The sequence below is a fragment of the Streptomyces sp. AP-93 genome (genome assembly GCF_022808175.1).
Classification (GTDB): domain Bacteria; phylum Actinomycetota; class Actinomycetes; order Streptomycetales; family Streptomycetaceae; genus Streptomyces.
This window is the reverse complement of the sequence record NZ_JALGBX010000008.1, coordinates 162,938-188,382: the sequence shown is the minus strand read 5'-3', so window position 1 is coordinate 188,382 and position 25,445 is coordinate 162,938. Positions and strand designations below refer to the sequence as shown.

The following is a 25,445-nucleotide window of genomic DNA, read 5'->3' as shown; positions in this document are numbered from 1 at the left end:
CCGGAACGGACCACGCACATGATGCGTGTCGCCGACCGGGCCGCGAAAGCCGGAACCCAGTGCGCCCAAGACCGTTCGGGACGTGCCAGTGAGTCAGGGCTCATGCCTGCTCACTGATCAGGAACGGTGCCCGGGAACCAGCCCGACGGCCTGGCACCCGAACAAATGGAGCAGGCCCGGGGTGAAGGTCCCGGGCCTGCTCTACATGCGGGTCAGGGCCGGACGGCCCGCTTCTCCCGGAGCTCCCGGATCCACGCCACCACCAGCACGGCGGCCGCGGCCCCCGTGGACCACAGCAGCTGCGGCCGCGCCGAATCGTCGAACAGCATCAGGACCAGCACCGTGGCCATCATGATCAGCGCCGCCCACGTCGCGTACGGGAACAGCCACATCGGCAGCATCAGCCGCTCCGGCATGTCCCGCTCGATCTTCGCGCGCAACTTCAGCTGCGAGACCGCGATCAGGGCCCACACGAAGATCAGCACCGCGCCGACCGCGTTGAGCATGTAGAGGAAGATGGTGTCCGGCCACAGCAGGTTCAGCACCACCGAGACGAACCCGAAGGCCACCGACGCGAAGACCGCCCGGCGCGGCACCCCGCCGCCCGACACCTGCAGCAGGGACTTCGGCGCCTCGCCCCGCTCCGCCAGCGAGAACACCATGCGCGAGGACCCGTACAGGTTCGCGTTGAGTGCCGACAGCAGGGCCACGAAGATGACGACGTCCATGATCTGGCCGGCGTGCGCGATGCCGATCGAGTCGAGGACGGCCACGTACGGACTCTGGCCCGGCGTCAGCGAGTCCCACGGCAGCAGGGTCACGATGACCAGCATCGAGCCGACGTAGAAGAAGAGGATGCGCCACACGGCGCTGCGCACCGCGCGGGACACGGACCTGGCCGGGTCGTCCGACTCGGCGGCCGCGATGGTGACGACCTCCAGGCCGCCGAAGGCGAAGACGACGGCCAGCATGCCGGCGACCACGCCGCTCGCACCGTTCGGGAAGAAGCCGCCCTGGCCGGTCAGGTTGGCCATGCCGACCGGGTTCGTATCGGGGAGCAGGCCGAAGACGGCGAGCGTGCCGAGGATCAGGAACAGCACGATCGCGCCGACCTTGAGGGCGGCGAACCAGAACTCGAACTCGCCGAAGTTCCGCACGGCCGCCAGGTTGCTCACGGTGAAGACCACCATGAAGAGGAGCACCCAGACCCACTGGTCCACCGAGGGCAGCCAGTCGTTCGCGATCTTCGCCGCGGCGGTCGCCTCCACGGCCAGCACCACGACCAGCAGGAACCAGTACAGCCAGCCGGCCGAGAAGCCGGCCCAGCGGCCGAGCGCCTTCTCCGCGTAGACGGAGAAGGAGCCGGAGGCGGGCATCGCCGCCGACATCTCGCCGAGCGCCCGCATCACCAGCATCGCGAGGATGCCCGCGAGCAGGTACGAGCAGATGATCGCGGGACCGGCGATGGTGATGCCGGCGCCGGAGCCGACGAACAGCCCGGCGCCGATCACGCCGCCGAGGCCCAGCATGGTCAGGTGGCGCTGTTTGAGGCTGTGGCTCAGGGGCTCCGGTGGGAACTCGTCCGTGGTGCCGGGAGGGGCGGACGGCAGGTCGCGCATGAGGGGTGCTCGTACTCTCTGATGGCCTGGCGGGCGATGGGGGTTCCGCGGCAGTTGGAGGGACCCTACAGTCTCTCCGGAGAGCGCCCATCCGCGCAAAACGGACGTGTCATCGTTCATTGCCCGTGATGCGGATCACTGCAACTCGGGCGCCGAGCGGGGTCTTTGTGCAGTCCCCACCAAACCGGGGAGTACGGCTTTGTCCCGGGCCACCCTGATGCGGCCCCGGAGCCGGGACTAACGTCGGTGATCGTCCCTGCTTCCCCCACCTCCCGCGGAGTCCCCGATGAGCACTGCTTCCGTCTCCTTCCGGCCCGGCGCCGTCCTCGCCGACCTGCTGCCCGCGAGCCGCGTCCGCGACATCGCGCTCGTGGCCGGCGGAGCCGCGCTCACCGGCCTGGCCGCGCAGATCGCCGTGCACGTCGACGGCCTGGCCGCCCCGATCACCGGGCAGACCTTCGCCGCGCTGCTCGTGGGCACCGCGCTGGGCGCCGGCCGCGGCTTCCTCTCCCTGGCCCTCTACACCCTGGTCGGCATGGCCGGCGTGCCGTGGTTCGCGGGCGGCTCCTCCGGCGCGGGCGGCGCGACCTTCGGCTACGTCCTCGGCATGCTCCTGGCCTCCACCGTCGTGGGCGCCCTCGCGCGGCGCGGCGCCGACCGCTCGGTCCTTCGTACGGCGGGCACGATGGTGCTGGGCTCCGCGGTCGTCTACGCCGTCGGCGTCCCCTACCTCGCGCTGGCCACCGGGATGTCCTTCGGCGCGGCCGTCGCGGGCGGTCTGACCCCGTTCCTGATCGGCGACGCGCTCAAGGCGGCGCTGGCGATGGGCCTGCTGCCGGCCGCCTGGAAGCTCCTCGGCCGCGCGTGAGCGCTCGTACTCCAGACGGAAGCCCCGGACCGCGACTGGCGGTCCGGGGCTTCCGTGGTCTTGGAGGTACTACGCGGAGGCGTTCAGGGTGGCCTTGCGGCGGAGCTGGCGTGCCACGCCGATCGCGATCACCACGGCCGCGACCAGCAGCGACAGCAGGACGATCTCGCGGTTGTCCTTGTCGTAGACCATGTAGCCGAGGACGAAGGTGATCATCGCGGCGGTGGCCCAGGTCAGGTACGGGAAGAACCACATCTTCACGGTCACCTTCTCCGGGGCCTCGCGCATGAGGATCCCGCGCATCCGCAGCTGGGTCAGGCAGATGACCAGCCACACGAACAGCGCGATCGCGCCGGAGGCGTTCAGCAGGAAGCTGAAGACCGTGTCCTTGAAGGCGTAGTTGAAGTAGACGGCGAGGAAGCCGAAGACGACCGAGCCGAGGATGGCGGCCGTCGGCACGCCCCGCTTGTTCACCTTGGCGAAGGCCTTCGGGGCGTCACCGCGCTCGCCCAGCGAGAAGGCCATGCGGGAGGCGGTGTACAGGCCCGAGTTCAGGCAGGACAGCACGGCCGTCAGGACGATCACGTTCATGATCTGGCCGGCGTGCGCGATGCCGATCGAGTCCAGGGCGGCGACGTACGAGCCCTTGTCCACGATCGACGCGTCGTTCCACGGCAGCAGAGTCAGCACGATGAAGATCGAGCCCAAGTAGAAGACGCCGATGCGCCAGATCACCGAGTTGGTGGCCTTGGTGACCGCGCGCCGCGGGTCCTCGGACTCGCCGGCGGCCAGCGTGACGATCTCACTGCCCATGAAGGAGAAGACGACCATCAGCACACCGGTGAGGACCGAGCCCCAGCCGTTCGGCATGAAGCCGCCCGTGTCGGTGAGGTGGGCGAAGCCCGCGCCCGGGTTGTCCGAGCCCGGCAGCACGCCGAAGACGGCCAGCATGCCGATGATCACGAAGCCGCTGATGGCGACCACCTTGATGCCGGCGAACCAGAACTCGAACTCGCCGTACGAGGCGACCGAGCCGAGGTTGGTGACCGTCAGCACGGCCATCACGATCAGCGCCCAGGCCCACTGCGGGACGGCCGGGACCCAGCTTTCGAGGATGACGGCGCCGGCGGTGGCCTCCACGGCCAGGACGACGACCCAGAAGAACCAGTACAGCCAGCCGATGGAGAAACCGGCCCAGCGGCCGAGCGCCCGGTCGGCGTACGCGGAGAAGGAGCCGGAGTTCGGGCTGGCGGCGGCCATCTCGCCCAGCATCCGCATGACGAAGACGACCATCGCGCCGACCAGCGCGTAGGACAGCAGGATGGCGGGACCGGTCTTGGCGATACCGCCGCCGGAGCCGACGAAGAGCCCGGCGCCGATGACGCCACCGATGGCGATCATGGACAGATGGCGGTTCTTGAGACCGGCCTTCAGGCCGTCGGAGGGCTGACCGTCACCGGGATTGCCGGTGGGGGCGCCTTCCTTCTGAAGGGTCGTCGTGGAACTCATGAACGGATCCTTAGGTTCTCGGGTGGCGAGCCCCGGCATTCAAACCTGAGATGAACGCAGGGCGGAAGACCCCAATCCGGATCGTTGCTTCGGGGCGAACGTCCAGGACCTTGGTCCCGCGGTGTCCCATCTGCGTTCTTTGGGTTTACTTGAGCTTTAGAAGTGACTTACGCGACACCCCGCGGCGGGTCCCCGGCCCGGCTCGTGCCACACTCGGACCATGCGCGTGTACCTCGGATCCGACCATGCCGGCTTTGAGCTCAAGAACCACCTGGTGGACTGGCTCAAGAACAACGGCCACGAGCCCGTCGACTGCGGGCCCCACATCTACGACGCGGTGGACGACTACCCGCCGTTCTGCCTGCGCGCCGCGGAGCAGACCGCCGCGGACGCCGGCTCCCTCGGCATCGTGATCGGTGGCTCCGGCAACGGCGAGCAGATCGCCGCGAACAAGGTCAAGGGCATCCGCGCCATCCTCGCGTGGAGCGTCCAGACCGCGGAGCTCGGCCGTGAGCACAACAACGCCAACGTCATCTCCGTCGGCGGCCGGATGCACACCCAGGACGAGGTCGTCAGCTTCATCGACGCGTTCCTGAAGACCCCGTACTCCGACGAGGAGCGCCACACCCGCCGGATCGACATGCTCTCCGCCTACGAGACCACCGGCGAGCTCCCCCCGATCCCGGCCCACCACCCGCAGGGCTGATCCCGCTTCCGGCCGCGGCGCCCTCCGGGGCGGCGCGGCCGGTTTTTCATGTCCCGTCTGCTGTCCCGTCCCCCCTCCCGTCCGCTGTCCCGTCCGCTTTTCGAGGAGTGCCGCCGTGCCCGAGGGGCATACGATCCACCGCCTCGCCGAGGACCACACCGAGCGCTTCGCCGCCCGGCCGGTCCGGGTGAGCAGTCCGCAGGGCCGGTTCGCCGAGAGCGCGGCCCTGCTCGACGGCCGCGAGCTGGAATCCGCCGAGGCACACGGCAAGCACCTGTTCCTCGAACTCGGCGACGCCTGGATCCACATCCACCTCGGCCTCTTCGGGAAGCTCGGCTTCGGCCCCGCCCCGGCCCCGCCCGCCACGGAGACGGTCCGGCTCCGGCTGCTCAACGAGGACCACTACGCCGACCTGCGCGGCCCCACCGCGTGCGCGCTCATCGGCGAGGGCGAGAAGAAGGCGATACACGACCGGCTCGGCCCGGACCCGCTGCGCCCCACCGACGACCCCGACCGGGCCTGGGCCCGGATCTCCCGCTCCCGCACCACCGTCGCCGCCCTGCTCATGGACCAGAAGATCGTCTCGGGCGTCGGCAACGTCTACCGCGCCGAGGTCCTCTTCCGGCACGGCATCGACCCGTACCGGCTCGGCAAGGACCTGACCCGCGGCGAGTGGAACGCGATCTGGGCCGACCTGGTCCTCCTCATGCGCGAGGGCGTGCGCAACAACCGCATCGACACCGTCCGCGACGAGCACCTGCCCGAGGCGATGGGCCGCCCGCCGAGGGTGGACGACCACGGCGGCGAGGTGTACGTCTACCGCAGGGCCCACATGCCCTGCCACATCTGCGGGGGCGAGATCCGCACCGCCGGTCTCGCCGCCCGCAACCTCTTCTGGTGCCCGGGATGCCAGCAGCGCTAGGCCGCCAGGCTTCGAGGCCGTAGGCATGAGAGGGCGTACCGGAATTCCGCTACGACGCCCAAGTCCCGTAAGGGATAGGGCGAGAAGACGCCCTGTGGGAGTCAACCGCACCGTGCCTGTCCCCGGCTTGCCGGTACGGATCACGCGGCAGTACAGCGTCTGCGTTGTGCCTCTGCTCCCCGAATGCCGGACCAGCGCCCTGAGCGACCCCGGATGAGCCGCCCTCGGGTGACCACGCCGGACAGCCCGGGAACCGCCCCGGCTGCAGTCCGTCATCCCTGCGGGAATAACGGATCAAGTCTTAGAACCCGTGCGGCAGCCACGGGGCCACGTCGCCGGCGAAGGTGCGCGAGAGCGGGGCCAGCGTTCCCGCGCGGACCTCGCGCACCAGGCCGGCCGCGGCCAGCGAGTTCAGGGTGACCCCGCCCAGGTACGCCGCGCCCAGCTCCCGTACCGCCAGCTCCAGGTCGGCCGGGTCCTCCGTCCGGGTACAGACCGCGGCCCCGTCCGCGCCGACGGCCAGCCGCCAGCGCCCCGCGTTCCACGGACAGAAGGCGTCCTCCACCTCCAGCACCACGTCCAGCGGAGCCCCGTAGGCCCGCGCGGCCAGCGCCGCCGGCAGGTCCACGAGCCGTACGTGCATCGAGTCGCGCAGAGCCACCCGCGTCCGGCGGACATCGGTGACCAGGTGCAGCAGCGCATCGTCCGCCGGCCGTTTGACGGCCCGTACGGTCCAGGTCAGGTCGATGGAGCACACGTACCGCCACAGCGCCGCGTACGCCGCAGGATCGAGCGCGTCGAGGTCCGCCACCTCCACCCGGCCGTCCGAGCCGGTCAGGTCCCACTCGGGCTTGACCCGGTAGCGGGCGTACCCGACCACCTCGCCGTCCGCCCGTTCCGCGACCACGCACTTCAGCGGCGACCCGCCGCCCCGCGAAGACTCCGGGTCGAGCAGCGCCTGCAGCTCCCAGCCCGGCTGCCGGGCCGGCATCCCGGGACGGCCCGCGACCAGCGCCGCGTAGACCCGCTCGCAGTCGGCGAGCGCCTTCTGCGCATCGACCAGCCGCAGCCGTACGTCGTCGGTCCCCGGCGGCACGGAGAGCCGTACGCGGGTCTTGTCGATCTCCACGGACATCGAGTACGCGGCGGTGCCGTAGCCGAAGCGCCCGTAGATCGCCGGGTCCGAGGCCGTCAGCACGGCGATCGGTTCACCACCCGCCCGGACCTCGTCCAACTGGCGGCGCATCAGCGAGGTCAGCACACCCCGCCTGCGGTGCGTGGGGGAGACCCCCACCATCGTGACCCCGGCGGCGGGGACGAGTGCTCCGCCCGGCACCGAGAGCCGGAAGGAGAAGGCCCCCGCCGTACCGACGCAGGTCCCGCCGTCCCAGACGCCGAGGGACCGCTCCGTCTCCGTCAGCGACCGGTAGAGCTCCCGCTCCTCGACGGATTCGGGCACTCCGCCGAACGCCAGTTCCAGCTGGTCGTACCAGACGTCCCACTCGGAGGCCTGCAACACGCGCGTCTCAAGAGCCATACGGCCATCCCTATCAAGGCAATCCGTCCCGGTCGATCTCTTTTCGGTTGCCGATGGGCCCATCTCAGGGGGTACCCCTGCGCGCGCACAGCCAGGATGGATAGGGTCCCGAAGCAATGGCCGGAGCACACGTGGAGTCCCTCCTGGCCCGGACCCGCATGATCTGGCACCGGGCGCGCACAGCGCTGCGCAAATCCGCCGTCGACTACTTCCGCGGGGACGCCTCCGACTGGCTGGCCTTCGGCTGCCTGATCCTGACCATCCCGGCCATCGCCTGCGGCACCCTGATGCTGCCCGTGTGGTTCTCGCCCGCCGCGCTCGTCCTGCCGATCGTGGCGGGAGGCCTCCTCCTTCGCCCCGCCAGCTTGCTCGCCCTGTACGCGGCCTCCGCGGCCGCGCTCATCGTCGAGGCCCTCGTCCTCGGCCCGTACACCCAGGGCCCGGCACGGGTCACCCCCGGCACCGTCCTCGTCGTCGCGGCCTGCGGGTTCTTCGGCCTGGTCATCGCCCAGTTCCGCAGCCGCGTCGGCGTGCCCTGGCGGCGCGGCGGCACCATGCTCTTCGACCTGCGCGAACGCATCCGCGTCCAGAGCAAACTGCCCGCCCTGCCGCGCGGCTGGCACCGGGAGATGGCCCTGCGCCCCGCCGGCGGCCAGTCCTTCTCCGGCGACTTCGTCGTCGCCGCCCGCACCAACGGCGGCCGCACCCTGGAGATCGTCCTCACCGACGTCTCCGGCAAGGGCATGGAAGCGGGCTCCCGAGCCCTCCTCCTCTCAGGCGCCTTCGGCGGCCTCCTCGGAGCGCTCCCCCCGCACGGCTTCCTGCCCGCCGCCAACGGCTACCTGCTCCGCCAGGACTGGGACGAGGGCTTCGCCACCTCCATCCACCTCGTCCTGGACCTGGAGACCGGCGACTACGAACTCCTCTCCGCCGGCCACCTGCCCGCCCTCCAGCTCTCCGCCGGCACCGGCCGCTGGCAGGAGATGACCGGCGAGGGCCCGCTCCTCGGCGTCTACGACGGCGCCGAGTTCACCCCCGCCCGCGGCAACCTCCGCCCCGGCGACGTCCTGATGCTCTTCACCGACGGCCTCGTCGAAACCGCCGACCGGGACATCAGCGAGGGCATCGACCGCCTCACCGGCGAGGCCGACCGCTACGTCGCCGCCGGCTGGGAGGGCGCGACCTGGCACCTCATCGAAAAGGTCGCCAAGGACGTCAACGACGACAGGGCCCTCCTCCTCATCCGCCGCCATTCCTTCTAACACGCACCTACCCAACACACCGCTCCGCCGGGCACCTTTCGACGCACCCCTAGCACCGCTGCGCGCGCTTCGCGCCGCTGCACCGGGCACCTTCCCGACGCGCCCCTCGCACCGCTGCGCGGGCTTCGTGCCGCTGCGCCGGGCACCTTTTCGACGCGCCCCTCGCACCGCTGCGCGGGCTTCGTGCCGCTGCGCCGGGCACCTTTTCGACGCGCCGCTCGCACCGCTGCGCGGGCTTCGTGCCGCTGCGCCGGGCACCTTTTCGACGCGCCCCTCGCACCGCTGCGCGGGCTTCGTGCCGCTGCGCCGGACTCCGTCCGGCGGTGGCTGGTCGGTGCTGCTGCCACGGCCGCCTGGGGCGGGGGCCGGTGGGCGGGTGCGGCTTGTCTGCCCTGCGGGGCTGGGTCCCCTACCCGCCCTTCGCCCGTTCCCCGGGGCTGCGCCCCGGACCCGTTGCCGGGGGCCGGCCCCCGGGCCCCCGCTCCTCAAACGCCGGAGGGACTGGATTTGCCATCGCTCGGCGGGTACGTGCGGGCTGACGTCGGCCGAAATCAGCCTCGCCGGCGTTTGAGGCGCGGGGTCTGGGGCGGAGCCCCAGGGGGTCCGGGCGCAGCCAGGTACCCCTTCCCAGCCCCGCCGGCGTCTGCGGCGCGGGTCCGGGCGGAGCCCGGGGAACGGGGGAAGGGCGGGTAGGGGACAGGCCCCGCAGGGCAACGGCCGAAGCCGCAGCCGGCTCCTCCCAGATGCCCGCGCCGGCACGTGCCCGTGCCCGCCTCGGCCCGGGCCCGGGCCGGCTCTCGCCCGGGCCGGCTCCCGCCCGTGTCCGCGCCGGCTCCCGCCCGCGCCCGCGTCGGCAACTGCCCGTGCCTGTGCCCGGGCTGGTGCCACCCCTGTGCCCGGGCCGGCAGGCCCCGCCCGCCCCCCGGCCGGTGGTCGGGTTACCCCCACCACCGGTCCGCCAGCTCCCGTCATGGTCCCGACCACCGCACCCTCCGTAGCGTCGGAGACACGATCACCACCGGGTGGTCGACCGGCACGGAAGGCGGCACACCATGAGGCTCCGGCGCAGCAAGCGGCAGGCCGAGCAGCAGGCGGGGCAGGCGCAGCAGCCGCAGCAGGCCACGCACCCGGAGCACCCGGCACAGCCCGGACACCCGGGCCGGACCGTCCAGGCCGAGGCGTCGCACGACGCCACCGCCACCGCCACCGCCACCACCGCCACCGCCGCCGTCGAGCTCCGCTCCGTCCGCCGCCAGTACGGCCGCGGCGCCACCGCCGTACACGCCCTGCGCGGCATCGACCTCGCCCTCCCCCGCGGCAGCTTCACCGCGGTGATGGGCCCCTCCGGCTCCGGAAAGTCCACCTTCCTCCAGTGCGCCGCCGGGCTGGACCTCCCCACCGAGGGCTCCGTCCGCCTCGGCGGCACCGAGATCACCGGCATGAACGAGAACGAGCTCACCGAACTGCGCCGCAGCCGCCTCGGCTTCGTCTTCCAGGCCTTCAACCTCCTCCCCTCCCTCACCGTCGAGCAGAACGTCCTGCTCCCCATGCGCCTGGCCGGCGGCCGCACCACCTCCCAGGGCCAGGCCCGCGCAGCCGACCTGCTCGCCCGCGTCGGCCTGGAGGGCAAGGGCCGCCGCCGCCCCGCCGAACTCTCCGGCGGCCAGCAGCAGCGCGTGGCCATCGCCCGAGCCCTGGTCACCCGACCCGACGTGGTCTTCGCCGACGAGCCCACCGGCGCCCTCGACACCACCACCGCCACCGAGGTCCTCGGCCTGCTCCGCAGCGCCGTGGACACCCTCGGCGCCACCGTCGTCATGGTCACCCACGACCCGGCCGCCGCCGCCCACGCCGACCAGGTGCTCTTCCTCGCCGACGGCCTCATCGCCGACCGCCTCCCGCGCAGTTCCGCCGCCACGATCGCCGCCCGCATGACGGCCCTGACCGCGCCCGCGCCCGCGCCCGCGCCCGGGCCCGCGTCCGCCGCGTCCCCCTCACCCGCCGCTCCCCGGTACGCAGGAGCAGTCGCCTGATGTCGCTCCGCCCCCGCTCCAACGGCCTGGCCCGCGCCGTGATCCGGTTCCGGCCCGCCGCCTTCGCCGGCACCTTCGTCGCCCTGTTCATGGCCGTCGCCATCGTCTCCGCCTGCGGGATCCTCCTGGAGACCGGGGCCCGCGCGAGCACCCCGCCGACGCGGTACGCCGAAGCCCCCGTCGTCGTCGCCGCCGATCAGCAGGCCCGCCTGCGGATGGGCCGCGGCGACGGCGCCTACGAGGTCGCAGCCCCGCTCCCGGACCGGGCCCGGGTCGACGCCGCCCTGCTGGAGCAACTGGCTCCGCTGGGGCGGGCGGTGCCCGACGTGGTGTTCCCCGTACGGGACGGAGCGGGCCGCACGCTCGACGCCTCCGGCTGGGGCTCCACCGCCTTCAGCCCTACGGAGCTCCGCGCGGGCCGTGCCCCGGCCGCCCCGGGCGAAGTCGTCCTGGGCGGGGCCGACGGCCCGGACCGGGTCACGCTCGACACCCCCGCCGGACCCCGGGAGTTCCGCGTCGTGGGCCGCGCGGACCGGCCGGGAGCCTGGTTCGCCGACACCGAGGCCCGGACCCTGTCCGGACACCCCGACGCGCTCGACGCCATCGTGCTGTTCGGGGCCGACGCGGCGCAGGCCCGGGCGGCCGTCGACGGCCGCGCCCAGGTGCTGACCGGAGACGCCCGCGCCCTCGACGCGCGGCTCGCGGGGGCCAAGGAGGTGCTGACCGGCCTCGGCGGCTCCTTCGGCGGGATCGCCACGCTCGTCGCCGTCTTCACCGCCGCGGGCACCGTCGCCCTCTCCGTCGGGCAGCGCTCCCGCGAGTTCGCCCTGCTGCGCGCCGTCGGAGCCACCCCGCGCCAGATCCGCCGTACGGTCGCCACCGAAGCCCTGCTCGTCGCCCCGGTCGCGGGCGCGCTGGGCTGCGTACCCGGCATCGCCCTCGCCTCCTGGTGGTTCGGGCAGCTCAAGGCGAAGGGCGCCGTCCCGGCCGGGATCGACCTCGCCGTCTCCTGGATCGCCCTGGTCAGCGCCACCGGCCTCGCCCTGGCCGCCGCCCTGATCGCCGGCTGGGCCGCATCCCGCCGCCCCGCCCGCATCCGCCCCGGCCTGGCCCTCGCCGCGGCCGCCGTGGAACGGCTGCGGCCCGGGTGGATCCGTACCCCGCTCGGCCTCGCCGCCCTGGCCGGCGGCGCCGCCTGCACGACCCTGGCCGCCACCAGCAGCGGCCCGGACGCCGCCAACGCCGCCCTCGGCGTCGTCATGCTCTTCATGCTCGCCGTCGCCCTGCTCGGCCCGCTGATCGCCCGCGCCTGCGCCGCCCTCTTCGGGCTCCCGCTGCGCGCGGGCGGCGCACCCGGCGAGCTGGCCGCCGCCAACTCCCGTACCCACGCGCGCCGTCTCGCCTCCGCCATCACCCCGATCGTGCTCGCCATGGCCTTCTCCTCCACCCTGGTCTTCCTCCACACCAGCGAGGACCGGGCGGTACGGCAGCAGCAGGAGGCCGGACTGCTGGCCGACCACGTTGTGCCCATCGGCGGGGCCGCCCCGCACGGCGGCACGGACCGGCCGACCGCCGACCGGCCTGCCGTCGACCGGGCGACGATCGACCGGGCCGTCGCGGCAGGGGCCGTCGCCCTCACCCGTACCTCCGTCCTCACCGTCGTCGGCTCCGGCGGCGACCGCACCTTCCACACCGCCTCCGCACAGGGCGTCACCGGGGACCTCACCAAGGTCCAGGACCTGGGAGTCCGTACGGGGGACCTCTCCCGCCTGACCCCCGGCACGGTCGCCGTCGACCGCACCCTGGCCGAGGCCACCCGCACCGGGACGGGCGACCGCATCGACCTGCGCCTGCCCGACGGAACCCGTGCCACCCCCGAGATCGTGGCCGTCTACACCCGCGGCCTCGGCCTCGGCGAGGTCACCCTCCCCGCCACCGACCTGGCCGGCCACACCACCGCCGGCCGCCCCACGGAACTCCTGGTCCGGGGCCCGGCCCCCGAAGGCCTCGGCCCCGTCCTGTCCGCCGCCGCCTGGACCTCCGAGCAGAGCGTGGACCGCCGGCTCAACGCCTGGGCCAACACCACCATGGCGGCCGTCCTCGGCGGCTTCGCGGCCGTCGCCGCCGCCAACACCCTGGTCATGACCGTCCTGGACCGCCGGCGCGAACTCCACCTGCTCCGCCTGATCGGCTCCACCCGCCGCCAGATCCTGCGGATGCTCTGCTGGGAAGCCCTCCTGGTCAGCGGCGCGGGCATCGCCCTTGGCTCGTCGATAGCCCTGGCCACCCTGTTCCCCCTGACGAAAGCGATGACGGGCACCACCCCGTACGTCCCGCCCCTCGTCTACGGCTCCTTCGCGGCGGCCGCCATCACCCTGACCCTGGCGGCCACAACCCTCCCGGCCCGCCGATCCCTACGCCTCAGCCGAACCTGATGCGCAGCCCACCGACCAGCCCGCGCCGTCGTTGTCCGGCGCCAACGCCGGCCCGGCGGAGACGGTAACCCGCTCGGCCACCCCGATCCGGTAGATGTGCCCCCGCTCTGCGAACTCCGGCGCCCGCAGCGCTTCCAGCCCCCCGTCCAGCCGCGCCGCGGCGAAGCGCGCCCGTAAGGGCTGACGCCGGCCAAATCCAGCCTCGCCGGCGTTTGAGGCGCGGGTCCGGGCGGAGCCCGGGGAACGGCGGAAGGGCGGGTAGGGGACGAGCGCCCCGCAGGGCCGCCCACACGCGCAACGACGCCGTGTACCTCCTCCGGCCCGCGAGGCGTCACCGCGTTCCCGCCCAGCCCCAGGCTGCGGCCCGGCCCGGCCCGGCCGGCCCGGCCCTGCCCGGCCCGGCCGGGCCCTGCCCTGCCCGGCCCGGGCAGCGGCACCCTGCAGCCAGCCCCACCCGCGCAGCGGCCCGGCAGCGACACCAGCCACTCACCCCGGGGCCACTCACCCCCGGGCCACTCACCCCCGATTGGCCGGTCCGCCGACGCCCGGCCCCCCCCTACCGTGCCCCCATGGACCGCACCCTCGCCGCCGACCTGGCCCGCCTCCCCGAGCTCCTCGACGCCACCCGCGACGCCGCCGCCGCGACCCTCGCAGCGCTGGACGCGCGTCCCGTCGTATCCGTACCGCCGCCACACCCGGCGGCCGAGCCGGCCCCGCCGCTCCCCGAGCACGGCGCCGGCACGGAGGCCGCCCTCGCGGCCTTCGCGGAGCGCTGGGCGCCGAGGCTCTCGGCCTCCGCCGGCCCCCGCTACCTCGGCTTCGTCACCGGCGGCGCCACCCCCGCCGCCCTCGCGGGCGACTGGCTCACCGCGGCCCACGACCAGAACTCCAATTCCGCCTTGGACGGCGGAGGCCAGGACCTCGAACGCGAAACCGTCACCTGGCTCCGCGACCTCTTCCACCTCTCCGCCGCCCACACCGGCACCTTCGTCAGCGGCGCCACGATGTCCAACACCACCGGCCTGGCCATCGCCCGCGAATGGCTCGGCGAACGCCTCGGCGTCTCCCCGGCCGAGGACGGCGCGGCCGCCCTCGGCCCGGTCCGCGTCCTTTCCGGCGCCCCGCACTCCTCCATCGCCAAGGCCCTCTCCGTCCTCGGCCTGGGCCGCGCCTCCCTGGTACCCGTACCGACCCTGCCCGGCCGCGAGGCCGTCGACCCGGCCGCCCTGGACCGCGCCCTCGCCGATGCGCCCGGCCGCCCCGCCGTGGTCGTCGCCAACGCCGGCACCGTCAACACCGTGGACTTCGACGACCTCCGCGCCATCACCGCACTCCGCGAACGCCACGACTTCTGGCTGCACACGGACGCCGCCTTCGGCGCGTTCGCGGCCCTCTCTCCAGCCCACGCCCACCTCACCGACGGCCTCGACGCGTCCGACTCCGTCTGCGTCGACCTGCACAAGTGGCTGAACGTCCCCTACGACAGCGCCGTCCAGTTCACCCGCCGCCGCGACCTCCAGGCCCGCGTCTTCCAGAACGCCGCCACCTACCTCGGCCCCCTGTCCGACGACCCCGACCTGGTGCACCTCACCCCGGAGAACTCCCACCGGCTGCGCGCCCTCGCCGCCTGGTTCACGCTGCGCGCCTACGGCCGCGAGGGCCACCGCGAGATCGTGGAACGGGACATCGCCTGCGCCCGCTCCCTCGGCGAATTCCTCACGCAGGACCCGTACTTCACGGCCCTCGCCCCGGTCCGCCTGAACGTCGTCTGCTTCACCCTCACCCGTTCCCCCACCCCGGCCCGCCTCACGGCCTTGCGTGAAGCGGCCGGACCCGAGGTGTTCGTCACCCCCACGACGTACGCGGGAACCCCCGCCCTGCGCGCGGCGTTCTCCAACTGGCGCACCACACAAGCGGATGTCCGGCGGATCGCGCAGGCCCTCCACACGGCGGCGAAGGAGCTCGGATGACCAGCGGCCCACTCACCCTCATCGAGGTCGAGGCCCTCGCCCGCACCGCGCACGAGGGCCAGACCGACAAGGCCGGCCGGCCGTACGCGGAACACCTCGCCGCAGTCGCCGAGGGCGTCCGCGCCCGCGGCGGCACCGCCGAACAGCAGGCGGCGGCCTGGCTCCACGACGCGATCGAGGACGAAGCCCTCACCCCGGCCTGGCTGGAATCGGCCGGACTCCCGCAATCCGTCAAGGACATGGTCCTGGCCGTCACCAAACGCCCCGGAGAACCGGTCGAGGCGTACACGGCCCGGATCCTCGACACCCCCGGCGCCCTCCTGGTCAAGGAAGCCGACCTGGCCCACAACGCGGACCCCGCCCGCCTCGCGGTCCTCGACGCCCCCACCCGCGACAGACTGTCCGGAAAGTACACATACATCCGCTCCCTCCTGGGTCTCACCACCCCCTGACGCAAAAGCGTCACCGTCACTTCGTCACGAGACGGATAGCCGGGGCGCGTTGGTGGGAGGATGGACCATGTGGGGGTGCGCAGTGCCGTGCCCCGGGCCGACCAGGGGACGACCGAAGGTGTGATCAGAAGTGGCCATTTCGCTGTCAGTGGTAGTCCTGTTGGCGATCATCCTCGTGGTGCTCATCCGCGGAGGCCACCTCAAGGCCGGCCCCGCGATCGTCGCGGTCCTCTTCGGCTTCTTCCTCGCGTCCAGCTCCATCGCCCCGGACGTCAACCGCTTCCTGAACTCCCTCGCGGACACGATCGCGGGCATCAAACTCTGAGGGACGCGAGCGCACCGAGGCTCCGATATCGGGCTGCGGCGCAGCCCTCTTCACTGCCGCGTTGCGGGCGTGAGCCTCATGTCGAAGACGACGCTCGTAGTCCGCGATCTGACGCGCCACGGGCACGCTGGTAGCGGTTCGGATCAGCCGACCGTTCTCACGATCCACCAGGAAGGGCCCGTTGCCTCCAAGCCGAGGTCGCTGCCCACTCCACCCGTCACCGACCGCTCCCCAGAAGAAGAGCCACCCGAACGAGAGCTGCTGGACCTGGCGAATCCCGAGCTCGTACGCGATGCCGTCCCGCACGCGCGCGATCTCGGCGAGCACCAGCCGACGGGCTTCCTCCTCGGTCAACATCGCTCGATGGTGCCACGCGCCACCGCCCGCGGAACCCGGTGACCGCAGCCCCCGGGAACGACGAAGGGCCAGGTCGAGGAAACATCCTCTGACCTGGCCCTTTCGGTCTCTGAGCGGGTGACGGGAATCGAACCCGCGTAGCTAGTTTGGAAGACTAGTGCTCTACCATTGAGCTACACCCGCAGCACGTGCGACGCAGGTCCGGGGACCGCGGCACGAACAGCATCCTAGCGGGTTCCGGCGGGGGATCGCACACGTCTATTTCGCGCCCGCGGACAGTGGCGGCCGCACCCGGGTGCGTCTTTCGCCGAAACTCCGCACGGCGGAGGGTCTTCGGGCATGTACCCTACGTGTCGCACCGACGGGGTGTGGCGCAGCTTGGTAGCGCGTCCGCTTTGGGAGCGGAAGGTCGTCGGTTCGAATCCGGCCACCCCGACCAGCAGGAGTAGCGCGCGGCGCCTCGCAGAGACCGCGTCGATGATCGCGTTGTGGGCTGATTGCCGCTTGCGGCTACTATGCAAGCTGCGTGCCCGTGTGTCTGATGTACCGGGCCCGATCCGCTGAGAACCGCTAGACCGCGGCGATGAGCAGAGACCCCCAGCAGTCAGCCACAAGGAGACCGAACCGTGAAGAGCGCCGTGGAGACCCTGAACCCGACTCGGGTTCGGCTCACTGTTGAGGTGCCCTTCGAGGAGCTCAAGGACAGCCTCGACGCGGCCTACAAGAAGATCAACCAGCAGGTCACGGTGAAGGGCTTCCGCAAGGGCAAGATCCCGGCCCGCGTCATCGACCAGCGCTTCGGCCGCGGTGCGGTGCTGGAGGAGGCCGTCAACGACGCCCTCCCGAAGTTCTACACCGAGGCCGTCAACGAGGCCGACCTGAACCCGCTGGGCCAGCCCGACGTCGACATCACGGAGCTGAAGGACGGCGAGCTGCTGGCCTTCACCGCCGAGGTCGACATCCGTCCCGCGATCGAGATCCCGGACTACTCCGGCATCGAGGTCACCGTGGACGCCGTCGAGGTCTCGGACGAGGACGTCGAGAAGTCGGTCGAGCAGCTGCGCGGCCGCTTCGCGTCCACGAAGGACGTCGAGCGCGCGGCTGAGGACGGCGACGTCGTCACCATCGACCTCGAGGCCAAGGTCGACGGCGAGGTGCTGGAGGACGGTGTCGCCCAGGACGTCTCCTACACCATCGGCTCGGGTGAGCTTCTCGAAGGCATCGACGAGGCCGTCAAGGGCCTGGAGGCCGGTGGCGAGGCCACCTTCACCTCCCAGCTGAAGGGCGGCTCCGCCGAGGGCAAGGACGCCGAGGTCACCGTCAAGGTCACCAAGGTCTCCGCCCGTGAGCTGCCGGAGCTGGACGACGAGTTCGCCGGCATGGCGAGCGAGTTCGACACCCTCGAAGAGCTGAAGGCCGACAGCCGCAAGCGCCTCGAGAACATGAAGCAGTACGACCAGGCCACGCAGGCCCAGGAGCGCGTCCTGGAGAAGCTGCTGGAGCTCGTCGAGGTCCCGATCCCCGAGAAGCTCCTCGCGGACGAGGTCCAGACCCGCAAGCACAACCTCGAGCACCACCAGCTCGGCCAGATGGGCCTCACCATCGAGAAGTACCTGGAGATCCAGGGCAAGACGGTCGAGGAGTTCGACGCCGAGACCGCCGAGCAGGCGATCAAGGGCATCAAGACCCAGTTCGTCCTCGACGAGCTGGTCAACAAGGAGAAGCTGAACGTGAACCAGGAGGAGCTCACCGAGCACCTCATGCGTCGCGCCGCCTCCTCCGGCATGTCCCCCGACCAGTTCGCCCAGGCCGTCGTCGAGGGTGGCCAGGTTCCGATGCTCGTCGGCGAGGTCGCCCGCGGCAAGGCCCTCGCGGCCGTCGTCGAGGCCGCCAAGGTCACCGACACCAACGGTGAGGTCGTCGACCTCTCCGACGACGAGGACGAGCTCGAGACGGCCGCCGAGACCGTCGAGAACGTCGTCCAGGCCGACGGCGAGATCGCGGCCGACGAAGCCAAGTAACACCCGGGGTCACCCCCACCCAGCAGTACCAGAGCACGGCCCGGAGGGCCCGTACGCCATCGCGTCCGGGCCCTTCGGCCTTCCCGCGGAACCCCCTCCGGGAGGCCCTCCGGGAAGGGCATGTGACCTTGCGCTCCGAGCGAACAGTTCGGGAAGCGGGATGGCGTTGTCCTAGCTGCGCGTTAGGGTCCATGAATACGAGGGCACGGGAGTACCCGACGCCGGTGGACATCGTCCGCACGGCAGGTCCGCGCCCCAGAACGAGACGCTGAGACGGCACATGGCCGTCGGAGACGAGCAGGTGGATACGTGACGAATCTGAAGCCTTACGCCGCGGGTGAGCCGTCCATCGGTGGCGGCCTCGGCGACCATGTCTACAACCGGCTGCTCGGCGAGCGCATCATCTTCCTCGGCCAGCAGGTCGACGACGACATCGCCAACAAGATCACCGCGCAGCTCCTGCTCCTGGCCGCCGAGCCGGAGAAGGACATCTACCTGTACATCAACAGCCCCGGTGGCTCGGTGACGGCGGGCATGGCGGTCTACGACACCATGCAGTACATCCCGAACGACGTCGTCACCATCGGTATGGGCATGGCGGCCTCGATGGGCCAGTTCCTGCTCACCGGCGGCACCGCGGGCAAGCGCTTCGCGCTCCCGAACACCGACATCCTGATGCACCAGGGCTCCGCCGGTATCGGCGGCACCGCCTCGGACATCAAGATCCAGGCCCAGTACCTGCTGCGCACGAAGCAGCGCATGGCTGAGATCACCGCGCACCACTCCGGCCAGACCGTGGAGACGATCATCCGCGACGGCGACCGCGACCGCTGGTACACGGCGGAAGAGGCCAAGGCCTACGGCCTCATCGACGAGATCATCTCCGCCGCGTCGCTGGTCCCGGGCGGCGGCGGCACCGGGGCCTGATCCCGGCCCCGGCATAGGGGGTCCCGTACGGGGACCCCTGCGCCCGCCCGCACCAGGCAAGCCTCAGCCCGCAGAACGCCACCAGGATGGTGAACACCCACATGCACATGAACAACCTTTCTCCCGCGAGCGGCCTCTACACCGGCGCGCCGGTGGACAACCGCTACGTCGTGCCGCGCTTCGTGGAGCGCACCTCGCAGGGCGTCCGCGAGTACGACCCGTACGCGAAGCTCTTCGAGGAGCGCATCATCTTCCTCGGCGTGCAGATCGACGACGCCTCCGCCAACGACGTCATGGCGCAGCTGCTGTGCCTGGAGTCGATGGACCCGGACCGCGACATCTACCTGTACATCAACAGCCCCGGCGGCTCCTTCACCGCGCTGACGGCGATCTACGACACGATGCAGTTCGTGAAGCCGGACATCTCGACGGTCTGCATGGGCCAGGCGGCCTCCGCCGCCGCGGTCCTGCTCGCCGCCGGCGCCCCCGGCAAGCGCATGGCGCTGCCGAACGCCCGCGTGCTGATCCACCAGCCCTCGGGCGGCACCGGCCGTGAGCAGCTTTCCGACCTGGAGATCGCGGCCAACGAGATCCTGCGCATGCGCGACCAGCTGGAGAACATGCTGGCCACGCACTCCTCGACGCCGATCGAGAAGATCCGCGACGACATCGAGCGCGACAAGATCCTGACGGCCCAGGACGCGCTGGCGTACGGCCTGATCGACCAGGTCGTCGCGACCCGCAAGACTTCGAACTGATCCTTGCCGCCAGTTGGCGCGGGCACGTCGCCGGATTGGGCGATGTGAACCACGTCAAGGGGGCCCCGTACGGGGCCCCCGGCAAGGTACCGTCGGATATGAGGCACCAGGAGCGCTGAACCAGGCGTCTCCCAGGCGAAGGGGAAGCACCTCGTGGCACGCATCGGTGACGGCGGCGACCTGCTCAAGTGCTCGTTCTGCGGAAAGAGCCAGAAGCAGGTGAAGAAGCTCATCGCGGGACCCGGTGTGTACATCTGCGACGAGTGCATCGACCTCTGCAACGAGATCATCGAAGAGGAACTCGCGGAGACCTCCGAGGTCCGCTGGGAAGAACTTCCCAAGCCCCGTGAGATCTACGAGTTCCTGGAGAGCTACGTCGTCGGCCAGGAGCCGGCGAAGAAGGCGCTCTCCGTCGCGGTGTACAACCACTACAAGCGCGTCCAGGCCGGCGAGAACGGCGGCGGGACGGGCCGTGACGACGCGATCGAGCTCGCGAAGTCCAACATCCTCCTGCTCGGCCCCACGGGCTCGGGCAAGACGCTGCTGGCCCAGACGCTGGCCCGGATGCTCAACGTCCCGTTCGCCATCGCGGACGCGACGGCGCTCACGGAGGCCGGGTACGTCGGCGAGGACGTCGAGAACATCCTGCTCAAGCTGATCCAGGCGGCCGACTATGACGTCAAGAAGGCCGAAACCGGGATCATCTACATCGACGAGATCGACAAGGTCGCCCGCAAGAGCGAGAACCCGTCGATCACGCGCGACGTGAGCGGCGAGGGCGTGCAGCAGGCCCTCCTGAAGATCCTGGAAGGCACGACCGCTTCCGTACCGCCGCAGGGCGGCCGCAAGCACCCGCACCAGGAATTCATCCAGATCGACACGACGAACGTGCTGTTCATCGTGGGCGGCGCCTTCTCCGGCCTGGAGCGGATCATCGAATCCCGCGCCGGCGCCAAGGGCATTGGCTTCGGGGCGACCATCCGCTCGAAGCGCGAGATCGAGGCGAGCAACCAGTTCCAGGAGGTCATGCCGGAGGACCTGGTGAAGTTCGGGATGATCCCCGAGTTCATCGGCCGTCTGCCCGTCATCACCTCCGTGCACAACCTGGACCGCGAGGCCCTGCTCCAGATCCTCATCGAGCCGCGCAACGCGCTGGTCAAGCAGTACCAGCGACTGTTCGAACTCGACGGCGTCGAGCTGGACTTCGAGCGCGAGGCCCTCGAAGCCATCGCCGACCAGGCGATCCTGCGCCAGACCGGCGCGCGCGGCCTGCGCGCCATCATGGAAGAGGTCCTGATGTCGGTGATGTACGAGGTCCCGTCCCGCAAGGACGTGGCCCGCGTGGTCATCACCTCGGACGTGGTCCGCTCCAACGTCAACCCGACGCTGGTCCCGCGGATCGTCCCGAAGGAACAGGGCCCGCACGAGAAGTCGGCCTAGCCGCAGGCAACTACGCGTAAGCAGAAGGGGCGCCCCCGACCGGGGGCGCCCCTTCTGCGGTCGGCCTACCTTGCGCTGTAATCAGACATAAGTTCGCCATGGCCTGGCGTGACGCGGATTTCCTTGATCGGATTTGCCTCGAACCGTTTTCGATCGAGAGGTAAGAGCGTGAAGTTGAACCGTGTCATGGGAGCCCTGGCGGTAACTGTCGCCGCCACCGTGCTGCCGATGGTGGCGGCTACGCCGGCGTCGGCTGATCAGGGTGATTGCCAGTATTACCTGCACACGGTGCGCTATGTGATAGGCCCGAAGGTGGAGTCTGCCTGCAAGGCGGGTAGCGCCAACCCCTTTTTCAACCCAGGACGCTGGGGTCAGTGCTACTACGGGTTGACAGGCATTGGAGTCAGGCAGGAACACGCCGTCACGGCGTGCAACCGCGCGGGCTGGTAGCCCGTCTGGCCGCGGCCGGCCTGCACGGAAACGAGTGCTCGTGCAGGCCGCTGGCGATCAGGCCTTAGAGCGGGCCGTGTTGTAGAGCTTCGCGGTGTAGCCCGCCGTCTGTTCGAGGGTGAAGCTCTGGGTGCCGCCCATGAGGGAGGCGAAGTCCACCATGCTTACGACGGACAGGGTGCTGTAGTCACCCCAGATGCAGACCGGGATGGTGAAGGGCTTCGTGAGCGGGCTCGTCTCCGACTTCTTCGGAGTGATCTTGAGCTCCTGGCACTTCATCACCGCACCCTTGAAGCCGGCCGGGTTCATCACCTTGGGGGAGCCGACCAGTTCCGCCTGCCCGTCGTCCTCGCTCTTCATCGAATCGGCCTTGGCCATGGCGAAGTAGGCGTCCACGGCCTTCTCCGGGTCGGCGATCTCGCCGTACACGCCCTCGAAGTTGAGAGCCTTGGCGGCCAGCGGGTTCTTCGGGTCACCGGACTGGTAGGCCTGAGCAACCTGGGTCGGGTTCTTCACGCCGACCGCCTCCGCCTCCTTGCGGTCCTTGTCGGTGAACTCCTCAGGCTTGCTCTTCGGGTCCTTCTTGAAGTCGTCCACCGCCGCCGGTGCCACCAGCTTGTAGCCCTTGGTGTCCGCGGAGATCGAGGCCGAGGCACCGCTGCCCATCGTGAAGTACCAGCCGGCGCCCGCGATCACGGCGACCGCCACGACCACGCCGATGATCACGCCCGCCTTGGACTTCTTCGGGGGCGTCCCGCCGTACGGAGGCTGCTGCTGGTAGCCGCCGTACGGGGGCTGCTGCTGGGGGAAGCCCGGCTGCTGCTGCGGGTAGCCCTGCTGGGGGACTCCCTGGGGGGCCTGCTGCGGGTATCCGTAGCCGGGCTGCGCGCCGGGCTGCTGGCCGTAGGGGCCGGGCTGCTGGCCGTACGGGTTCGGCTGCTGCGGCTGCTGTCCGTAAGGCCCCGGCTGCTGCGGCTGCTGGCCCCCGTACGGTCCCGGCTGGTTGTAGCTCATCCCGCGTCCCCCCATGAGGTTGTTTATGCGTCCCACACATCCTGGCGGAAGCCGGGGCGGCGAAAGGCCCCGGGCCCCCGGAAACCCGGTTTCATGACCGGACCGTTACGGCCCTAAACTGTGGCTCGTGACCGAGAACACGCAGACACCCAGCAGCCCCTACTCCGAACTGCCGACTTCGTACGCGCCGGCCGATGTAGAGGGGAAGCTCTACGAGCGCTGGGTAGAGCGTGGGTACTTCGAGGCGGACGAGAAGAGCGACAAGCCTCCCTTCGCCATCGTCATCCCGCCGCCGAACGTCACCGGAAGCCTCCACCTGGGGCACGCCTTCGAGCACACGCTCATCGACGCCATCACCCGCCGCAAGCGCATGCAGGGCTACGAGACCCTGTGGCAGCCCGGCATGGACCACGCCGGCATCGCCACCCAGAACGTCGTCGAGCGCGAGCTCGCCAAGGAGGGCAAGTCCCGCCACGACCTGGGCCGCGAGGCCTTCGTCGAGCGCGTCTGGCAGTGGAAGGGCGAGTCCGGCGGGCAGATCTCCGGCCAGATGCGCCGCCTCGGCGACGGCGTCGACTGGTCGCGCGAGCGCTTCACCATGGACGAGGGCCTGTCCGAGGCCGTCCAGACCATCTTCAAGAAGCTCTACGACGACGAGCTGATCTACCGCGCCGAGCGCATCATCAACTGGTGCCCCCGCTGCCTCACCGCGATCTCCGACATCGAGGTCGAGTACCAGGACGACGAGGGCGAGCTCGTCTCCATCCGGTACGGCGAGGGCGACGCCTCCATCGTCGTGGCCACCACCCGCGCCGAAACGATGCTGGGTGACACGGCCGTCGCCGTCCACCCCGAGGACGAGCGCTACAAGCACCTCGTCGGCACCGAGATCGAGCTGCCGCTCACCGGCCGCCGCATCCCGGTCGTCGCCGACGAGCACGTCGACCCCGAGTTCGGCACCGGCGCCGTCAAGGTGACCCCGGCGCACGACCCCAACGACTTCGAGATCGGTCAGCGCCACGGCCTGCCCAACCTCGCCGTCATGGACGAGCACGCCGTCATCACCGTCCACGGCCCCTTCCTGGGCCTGGACCGGCTGGAGGCCCGTTCCACCATCGTCGCCGCGCTGCGCGCCGAGGGCCGGATCGTCGCCGAGAAGCGCCCGTACACGCACTCCGTCGGCCACTGCTCGCGCTGCAAGACCACCATCGAGCCCCGCCTCTCGCTCCAGTGGTGGGTCAAGGTCGGCCCGCTCGCCAAGGCCGCCGGTGACGCGGTCCGCGACGGCCAGGTCAAGATCCACCCGCAGGAGATGGAGAAGCGCTACTTCGACTGGGTCGACAACCTCCACGACTGGTGCATCTCGCGCCAGCTCTGGTGGGGCCACCGCATCCCCGTCTGGTACGGCCCGAACGGCGAGATCGTCTGCGTCGGCCCCGACGAGCAGCCGCCGAGCGGCGAGGGCTGGACCCAGGACACGGATGTCCTGGACACCTGGTTCTCCTCCGGCCTGTGGCCGTTCTCCACGCTCGGCTGGCCGCAGCAGACCGACAGCCTGGCGAAGTTCTACCCGAACGCCGTCCTGGTCACCGGCTACGACATCCTCTTCTTCTGGGTCGCCCGGATGATGATGTTCGGCCTGTACGCGATGGACGGCACCCCGCCGTTCCACACCATCGCCCTGCACGGCATGGTCCGCGACGAGCGCGGCAAGAAGATGTCGAAGTCCTTCGGCAACGCGGTCAACCCGCTGGACTGGATGGACAAGTACGGCTCCGACGCGGTCCGCTTCACCCTGGCGCGCGGCGCCAACCCGGGTGTCGACGTCCCGATCGGCGAGGACTGGGTCCAGGCCTCCAGCAAGTTCGCCAACAAGATCTGGAACGCCACCCGCTTCGCGATGATGAACGGCGCCACGATCGAGGGCGAACTGCCCTCGGCCGAGGAGATGTCGGCGACCGACCGCTGGATCCTGTCCCGGCTGAACGAGACGGTCGCGCAGGCCGACGCCTTCTACGAGGACTACCAGTTCTCGAAGCTCAGCGAGGCGCTCTACCACTTCGCGTGGGACGAGGTCTTCGACTGGTACGTCGAGCTGTCGAAGACGACGTTCTTCGCGGGCGGCGAGCCGGCCAAGGTCTCCGCCCGGGTCCTCGGCGAGGTCCTCGACGTCATGCTGCGCCTCCTGCACCCGGTCGTCCCCTTCGTCACCGAGACCCTGTGGACCACGCTGACCGGCGGCGAGTCCCTCGTGATCGCCGACTGGCCGAAGGCTGTGTCCGTTCCTGGGGCTGACGCCCCGGGCGGCTTCCGCGACGCGGCCGCCGAGGCCGAGATCGAGGGCGTCCAGGCCCTGGTCCGTGAGGTCCGCCGGTTCCGCAAGGAGCAGGGCCTCGACGACAAGCAGAAGGTCCCGGCCCGCTTGGACCTGTCCGCCACCACGCTGGCCGCCCACGAGGCCGCCATCCGCCAGGTGCTGCGCCTCCAGCCGGAGGGCGACGCCTTCAGCGCCACCGCGACCCTGCCCGTCGGCGGTGCCACGGTCGCGCTCGACCTGTCGGGGACCATCGACATCCCTGCGGAGCGCAAGCGGCTGAGCAAGGACCTGGCCGCCGCCGAGAAGGAGAAGCAGCAGGCCGAGGCGAAGCTCGGGAACGAGGCGTTCATCGCCAAGGCCCCCGACAACGTCGTGGACAAGATCAAGGGCCGGCTCACCAAGGCGGAGGACGACATCGTCCGCCTCAAGACCCAGCTGGACGCCCTGCCCGCGGGCTGACCGCCCGCAGGCAGCACCCGTAGAGCGCAAGCGAAGGCCCCCACGCCGTCGGTCGACGTGGGGG

20 protein-coding genes and 2 tRNA genes are annotated in these 25,445 nt (G+C 71.0%); 17 read left to right on the top strand and 5 right to left on the bottom strand.

Going from position 1 to position 25,445, the window contains the following annotated elements; all coding sequences use genetic code 11:
* Nucleotides 1-212 precede the first annotated feature (212 nt).
* Nucleotides 213-1,619, bottom strand: coding sequence for an amino acid permease (locus tag MTF69_RS15870; protein ID WP_243334880.1), 1,407 nt, complete (start codon nucleotides 1,617-1,619; stop codon nucleotides 213-215).
* Between the two features lie 286 nt (nucleotides 1,620-1,905).
* Here MTF69_RS15870 and MTF69_RS15865 point away from each other — a divergent pair, with 286 nt between their 5' ends.
* Nucleotides 1,906-2,487, top strand: a complete 582-nt coding sequence (locus MTF69_RS15865) for a biotin transporter BioY (protein ID WP_243334879.1) — start codon at nucleotides 1,906-1,908, stop codon at nucleotides 2,485-2,487.
* A gap of 69 nt (nucleotides 2,488-2,556) precedes the next feature.
* Here MTF69_RS15865 and MTF69_RS15860 read toward each other — a convergent pair whose 3' ends face one another.
* Nucleotides 2,557-3,996, bottom strand: a complete 1,440-nt coding sequence (locus MTF69_RS15860) for an amino acid permease (RefSeq protein ID WP_243334877.1) — start codon at nucleotides 3,994-3,996, stop codon at nucleotides 2,557-2,559.
* Between the two features lie 220 nt (nucleotides 3,997-4,216).
* On the opposite strand from MTF69_RS15860, the gene MTF69_RS15855 reads away from it, so the two are divergent.
* Entirely contained in the window at nucleotides 4,217-4,702 is a 486-nt protein-coding gene (locus tag MTF69_RS15855) for a ribose-5-phosphate isomerase (RefSeq protein WP_243334875.1), read from the top strand.
* 115 nt (nucleotides 4,703-4,817) lie between these two features.
* The gene (locus tag MTF69_RS15850; protein ID WP_243334873.1) at nucleotides 4,818-5,624 is read left to right on the top strand and encodes an Fpg/Nei family DNA glycosylase; all 807 of its coding nucleotides are present in this window, start codon (nucleotides 4,818-4,820) and stop codon (nucleotides 5,622-5,624) included.
* Between the two features lie 301 nt (nucleotides 5,625-5,925).
* On the opposite strand, the gene MTF69_RS15845 is transcribed toward MTF69_RS15850, so the two are convergent.
* Nucleotides 5,926-7,161 carry a GNAT family N-acetyltransferase gene (locus MTF69_RS15845; protein ID WP_243334871.1) on the bottom strand — a complete coding sequence of 412 codons (1,236 nt, stop codon included), beginning with the start codon at nucleotides 7,159-7,161 and terminating at the stop codon, nucleotides 5,926-5,928.
* A 116-nt stretch (nucleotides 7,162-7,277) separates the two neighbouring features.
* On the opposite strand from MTF69_RS15845, the gene MTF69_RS15840 reads away from it, so the two are divergent.
* From MTF69_RS15840 to MTF69_RS15805, 7 genes are all read left to right on the top strand, one after another.
* Nucleotides 7,278-8,423, top strand: coding sequence for a PP2C family protein-serine/threonine phosphatase (locus tag MTF69_RS15840; RefSeq protein WP_243334869.1), 1,146 nt, complete (start codon nucleotides 7,278-7,280; stop codon nucleotides 8,421-8,423).
* A 1,052-nt stretch (nucleotides 8,424-9,475) separates the two neighbouring features.
* Nucleotides 9,476-10,456, top strand: coding sequence for an ABC transporter ATP-binding protein (locus tag MTF69_RS15835; RefSeq protein ID WP_243334867.1), 981 nt, complete (start codon nucleotides 9,476-9,478; stop codon nucleotides 10,454-10,456).
* Nucleotides 10,456-12,891 (top strand): ABC transporter permease, encoded by a 2,436-nt coding sequence (locus MTF69_RS15830; RefSeq protein ID WP_243334866.1) that lies wholly within the window; start codon nucleotides 10,456-10,458, stop codon nucleotides 12,889-12,891. Before MTF69_RS15835 ends, MTF69_RS15830 begins: the two co-directional genes overlap by 1 nt.
* Nucleotides 12,892-13,460: 569 nt before the next feature.
* Nucleotides 13,461-14,861, top strand: coding sequence for a pyridoxal-dependent decarboxylase (locus MTF69_RS15820; protein ID WP_243334864.1), 1,401 nt, complete (start codon nucleotides 13,461-13,463; stop codon nucleotides 14,859-14,861).
* Complete coding sequence (locus MTF69_RS15815; RefSeq protein ID WP_243334862.1) at nucleotides 14,858-15,313, top strand: HD domain-containing protein; 456 nt, start codon at nucleotides 14,858-14,860, stop codon at nucleotides 15,311-15,313. Before MTF69_RS15820 ends, MTF69_RS15815 begins: the two co-directional genes overlap by 4 nt.
* 130 nt (nucleotides 15,314-15,443) lie before the next feature.
* Entirely contained in the window at nucleotides 15,444-15,638 is a 195-nt protein-coding gene (locus MTF69_RS15810) for a hypothetical protein (RefSeq protein ID WP_243334860.1), read from the top strand.
* A gap of 78 nt (nucleotides 15,639-15,716) precedes the next feature.
* Nucleotides 15,717-16,037 carry a hypothetical protein gene (locus tag MTF69_RS15805; RefSeq protein WP_243334858.1) on the top strand — a complete coding sequence of 107 codons (321 nt, stop codon included), beginning with the start codon at nucleotides 15,717-15,719 and terminating at the stop codon, nucleotides 16,035-16,037.
* Between the two features lie 70 nt (nucleotides 16,038-16,107).
* Here MTF69_RS15805 and MTF69_RS15800 read toward each other — a convergent pair.
* Nucleotides 16,108-16,178, bottom strand: a tRNA-Gly gene (locus MTF69_RS15800).
* Nucleotides 16,179-16,357: 179 nt separating this feature from the next.
* Here MTF69_RS15800 and MTF69_RS15795 point away from each other — a divergent pair.
* From MTF69_RS15795 to MTF69_RS15770, 6 genes are all read left to right on the top strand, one after another.
* Nucleotides 16,358-16,434, top strand: a tRNA-Pro gene (locus MTF69_RS15795).
* A gap of 187 nt (nucleotides 16,435-16,621) precedes the next feature.
* Nucleotides 16,622-18,016 carry a trigger factor gene (gene tig, locus MTF69_RS15790; protein WP_243334856.1) on the top strand — a complete coding sequence of 465 codons (1,395 nt, stop codon included), beginning with the start codon at nucleotides 16,622-16,624 and terminating at the stop codon, nucleotides 18,014-18,016.
* 309 nt (nucleotides 18,017-18,325) lie between these two features.
* Nucleotides 18,326-18,943 carry an ATP-dependent Clp protease proteolytic subunit gene (locus MTF69_RS15785; protein WP_243334854.1) on the top strand — a complete coding sequence of 206 codons (618 nt, stop codon included), beginning with the start codon at nucleotides 18,326-18,328 and terminating at the stop codon, nucleotides 18,941-18,943.
* 86 nt (nucleotides 18,944-19,029) lie between these two features.
* Nucleotides 19,030-19,701: an ATP-dependent Clp protease proteolytic subunit gene (locus MTF69_RS15780; RefSeq protein ID WP_279345806.1), complete on the top strand. Its 672-nt coding sequence runs from the start codon at nucleotides 19,030-19,032 to the stop codon at nucleotides 19,699-19,701.
* A 153-nt stretch (nucleotides 19,702-19,854) separates the two neighbouring features.
* The gene (gene clpX, locus MTF69_RS15775; protein WP_243334850.1) at nucleotides 19,855-21,141 is read left to right on the top strand and encodes an ATP-dependent Clp protease ATP-binding subunit ClpX; all 1,287 of its coding nucleotides are present in this window, start codon (nucleotides 19,855-19,857) and stop codon (nucleotides 21,139-21,141) included.
* 168 nt (nucleotides 21,142-21,309) lie between these two features.
* Nucleotides 21,310-21,591, top strand: coding sequence for a hypothetical protein (locus tag MTF69_RS15770; protein ID WP_243334847.1), 282 nt, complete (start codon nucleotides 21,310-21,312; stop codon nucleotides 21,589-21,591).
* Nucleotides 21,592-21,648: 57 nt separating this feature from the next.
* Here MTF69_RS15770 and MTF69_RS15765 read toward each other — a convergent pair whose 3' ends face one another.
* On the bottom strand, nucleotides 21,649-22,605 hold the full coding sequence (locus MTF69_RS15765) for a hypothetical protein (RefSeq protein WP_243334845.1): 957 nt from the start codon (nucleotides 22,603-22,605) through the stop codon (nucleotides 21,649-21,651).
* A 127-nt stretch (nucleotides 22,606-22,732) separates the two neighbouring features.
* Here MTF69_RS15765 and MTF69_RS15760 point away from each other — a divergent pair, with 127 nt between their 5' ends.
* Nucleotides 22,733-25,381 carry a valine--tRNA ligase gene (locus tag MTF69_RS15760; protein WP_243334843.1) on the top strand — a complete coding sequence of 883 codons (2,649 nt, stop codon included), beginning with the start codon at nucleotides 22,733-22,735 and terminating at the stop codon, nucleotides 25,379-25,381.
* Nucleotides 25,382-25,445 lie beyond the last annotated feature (64 nt).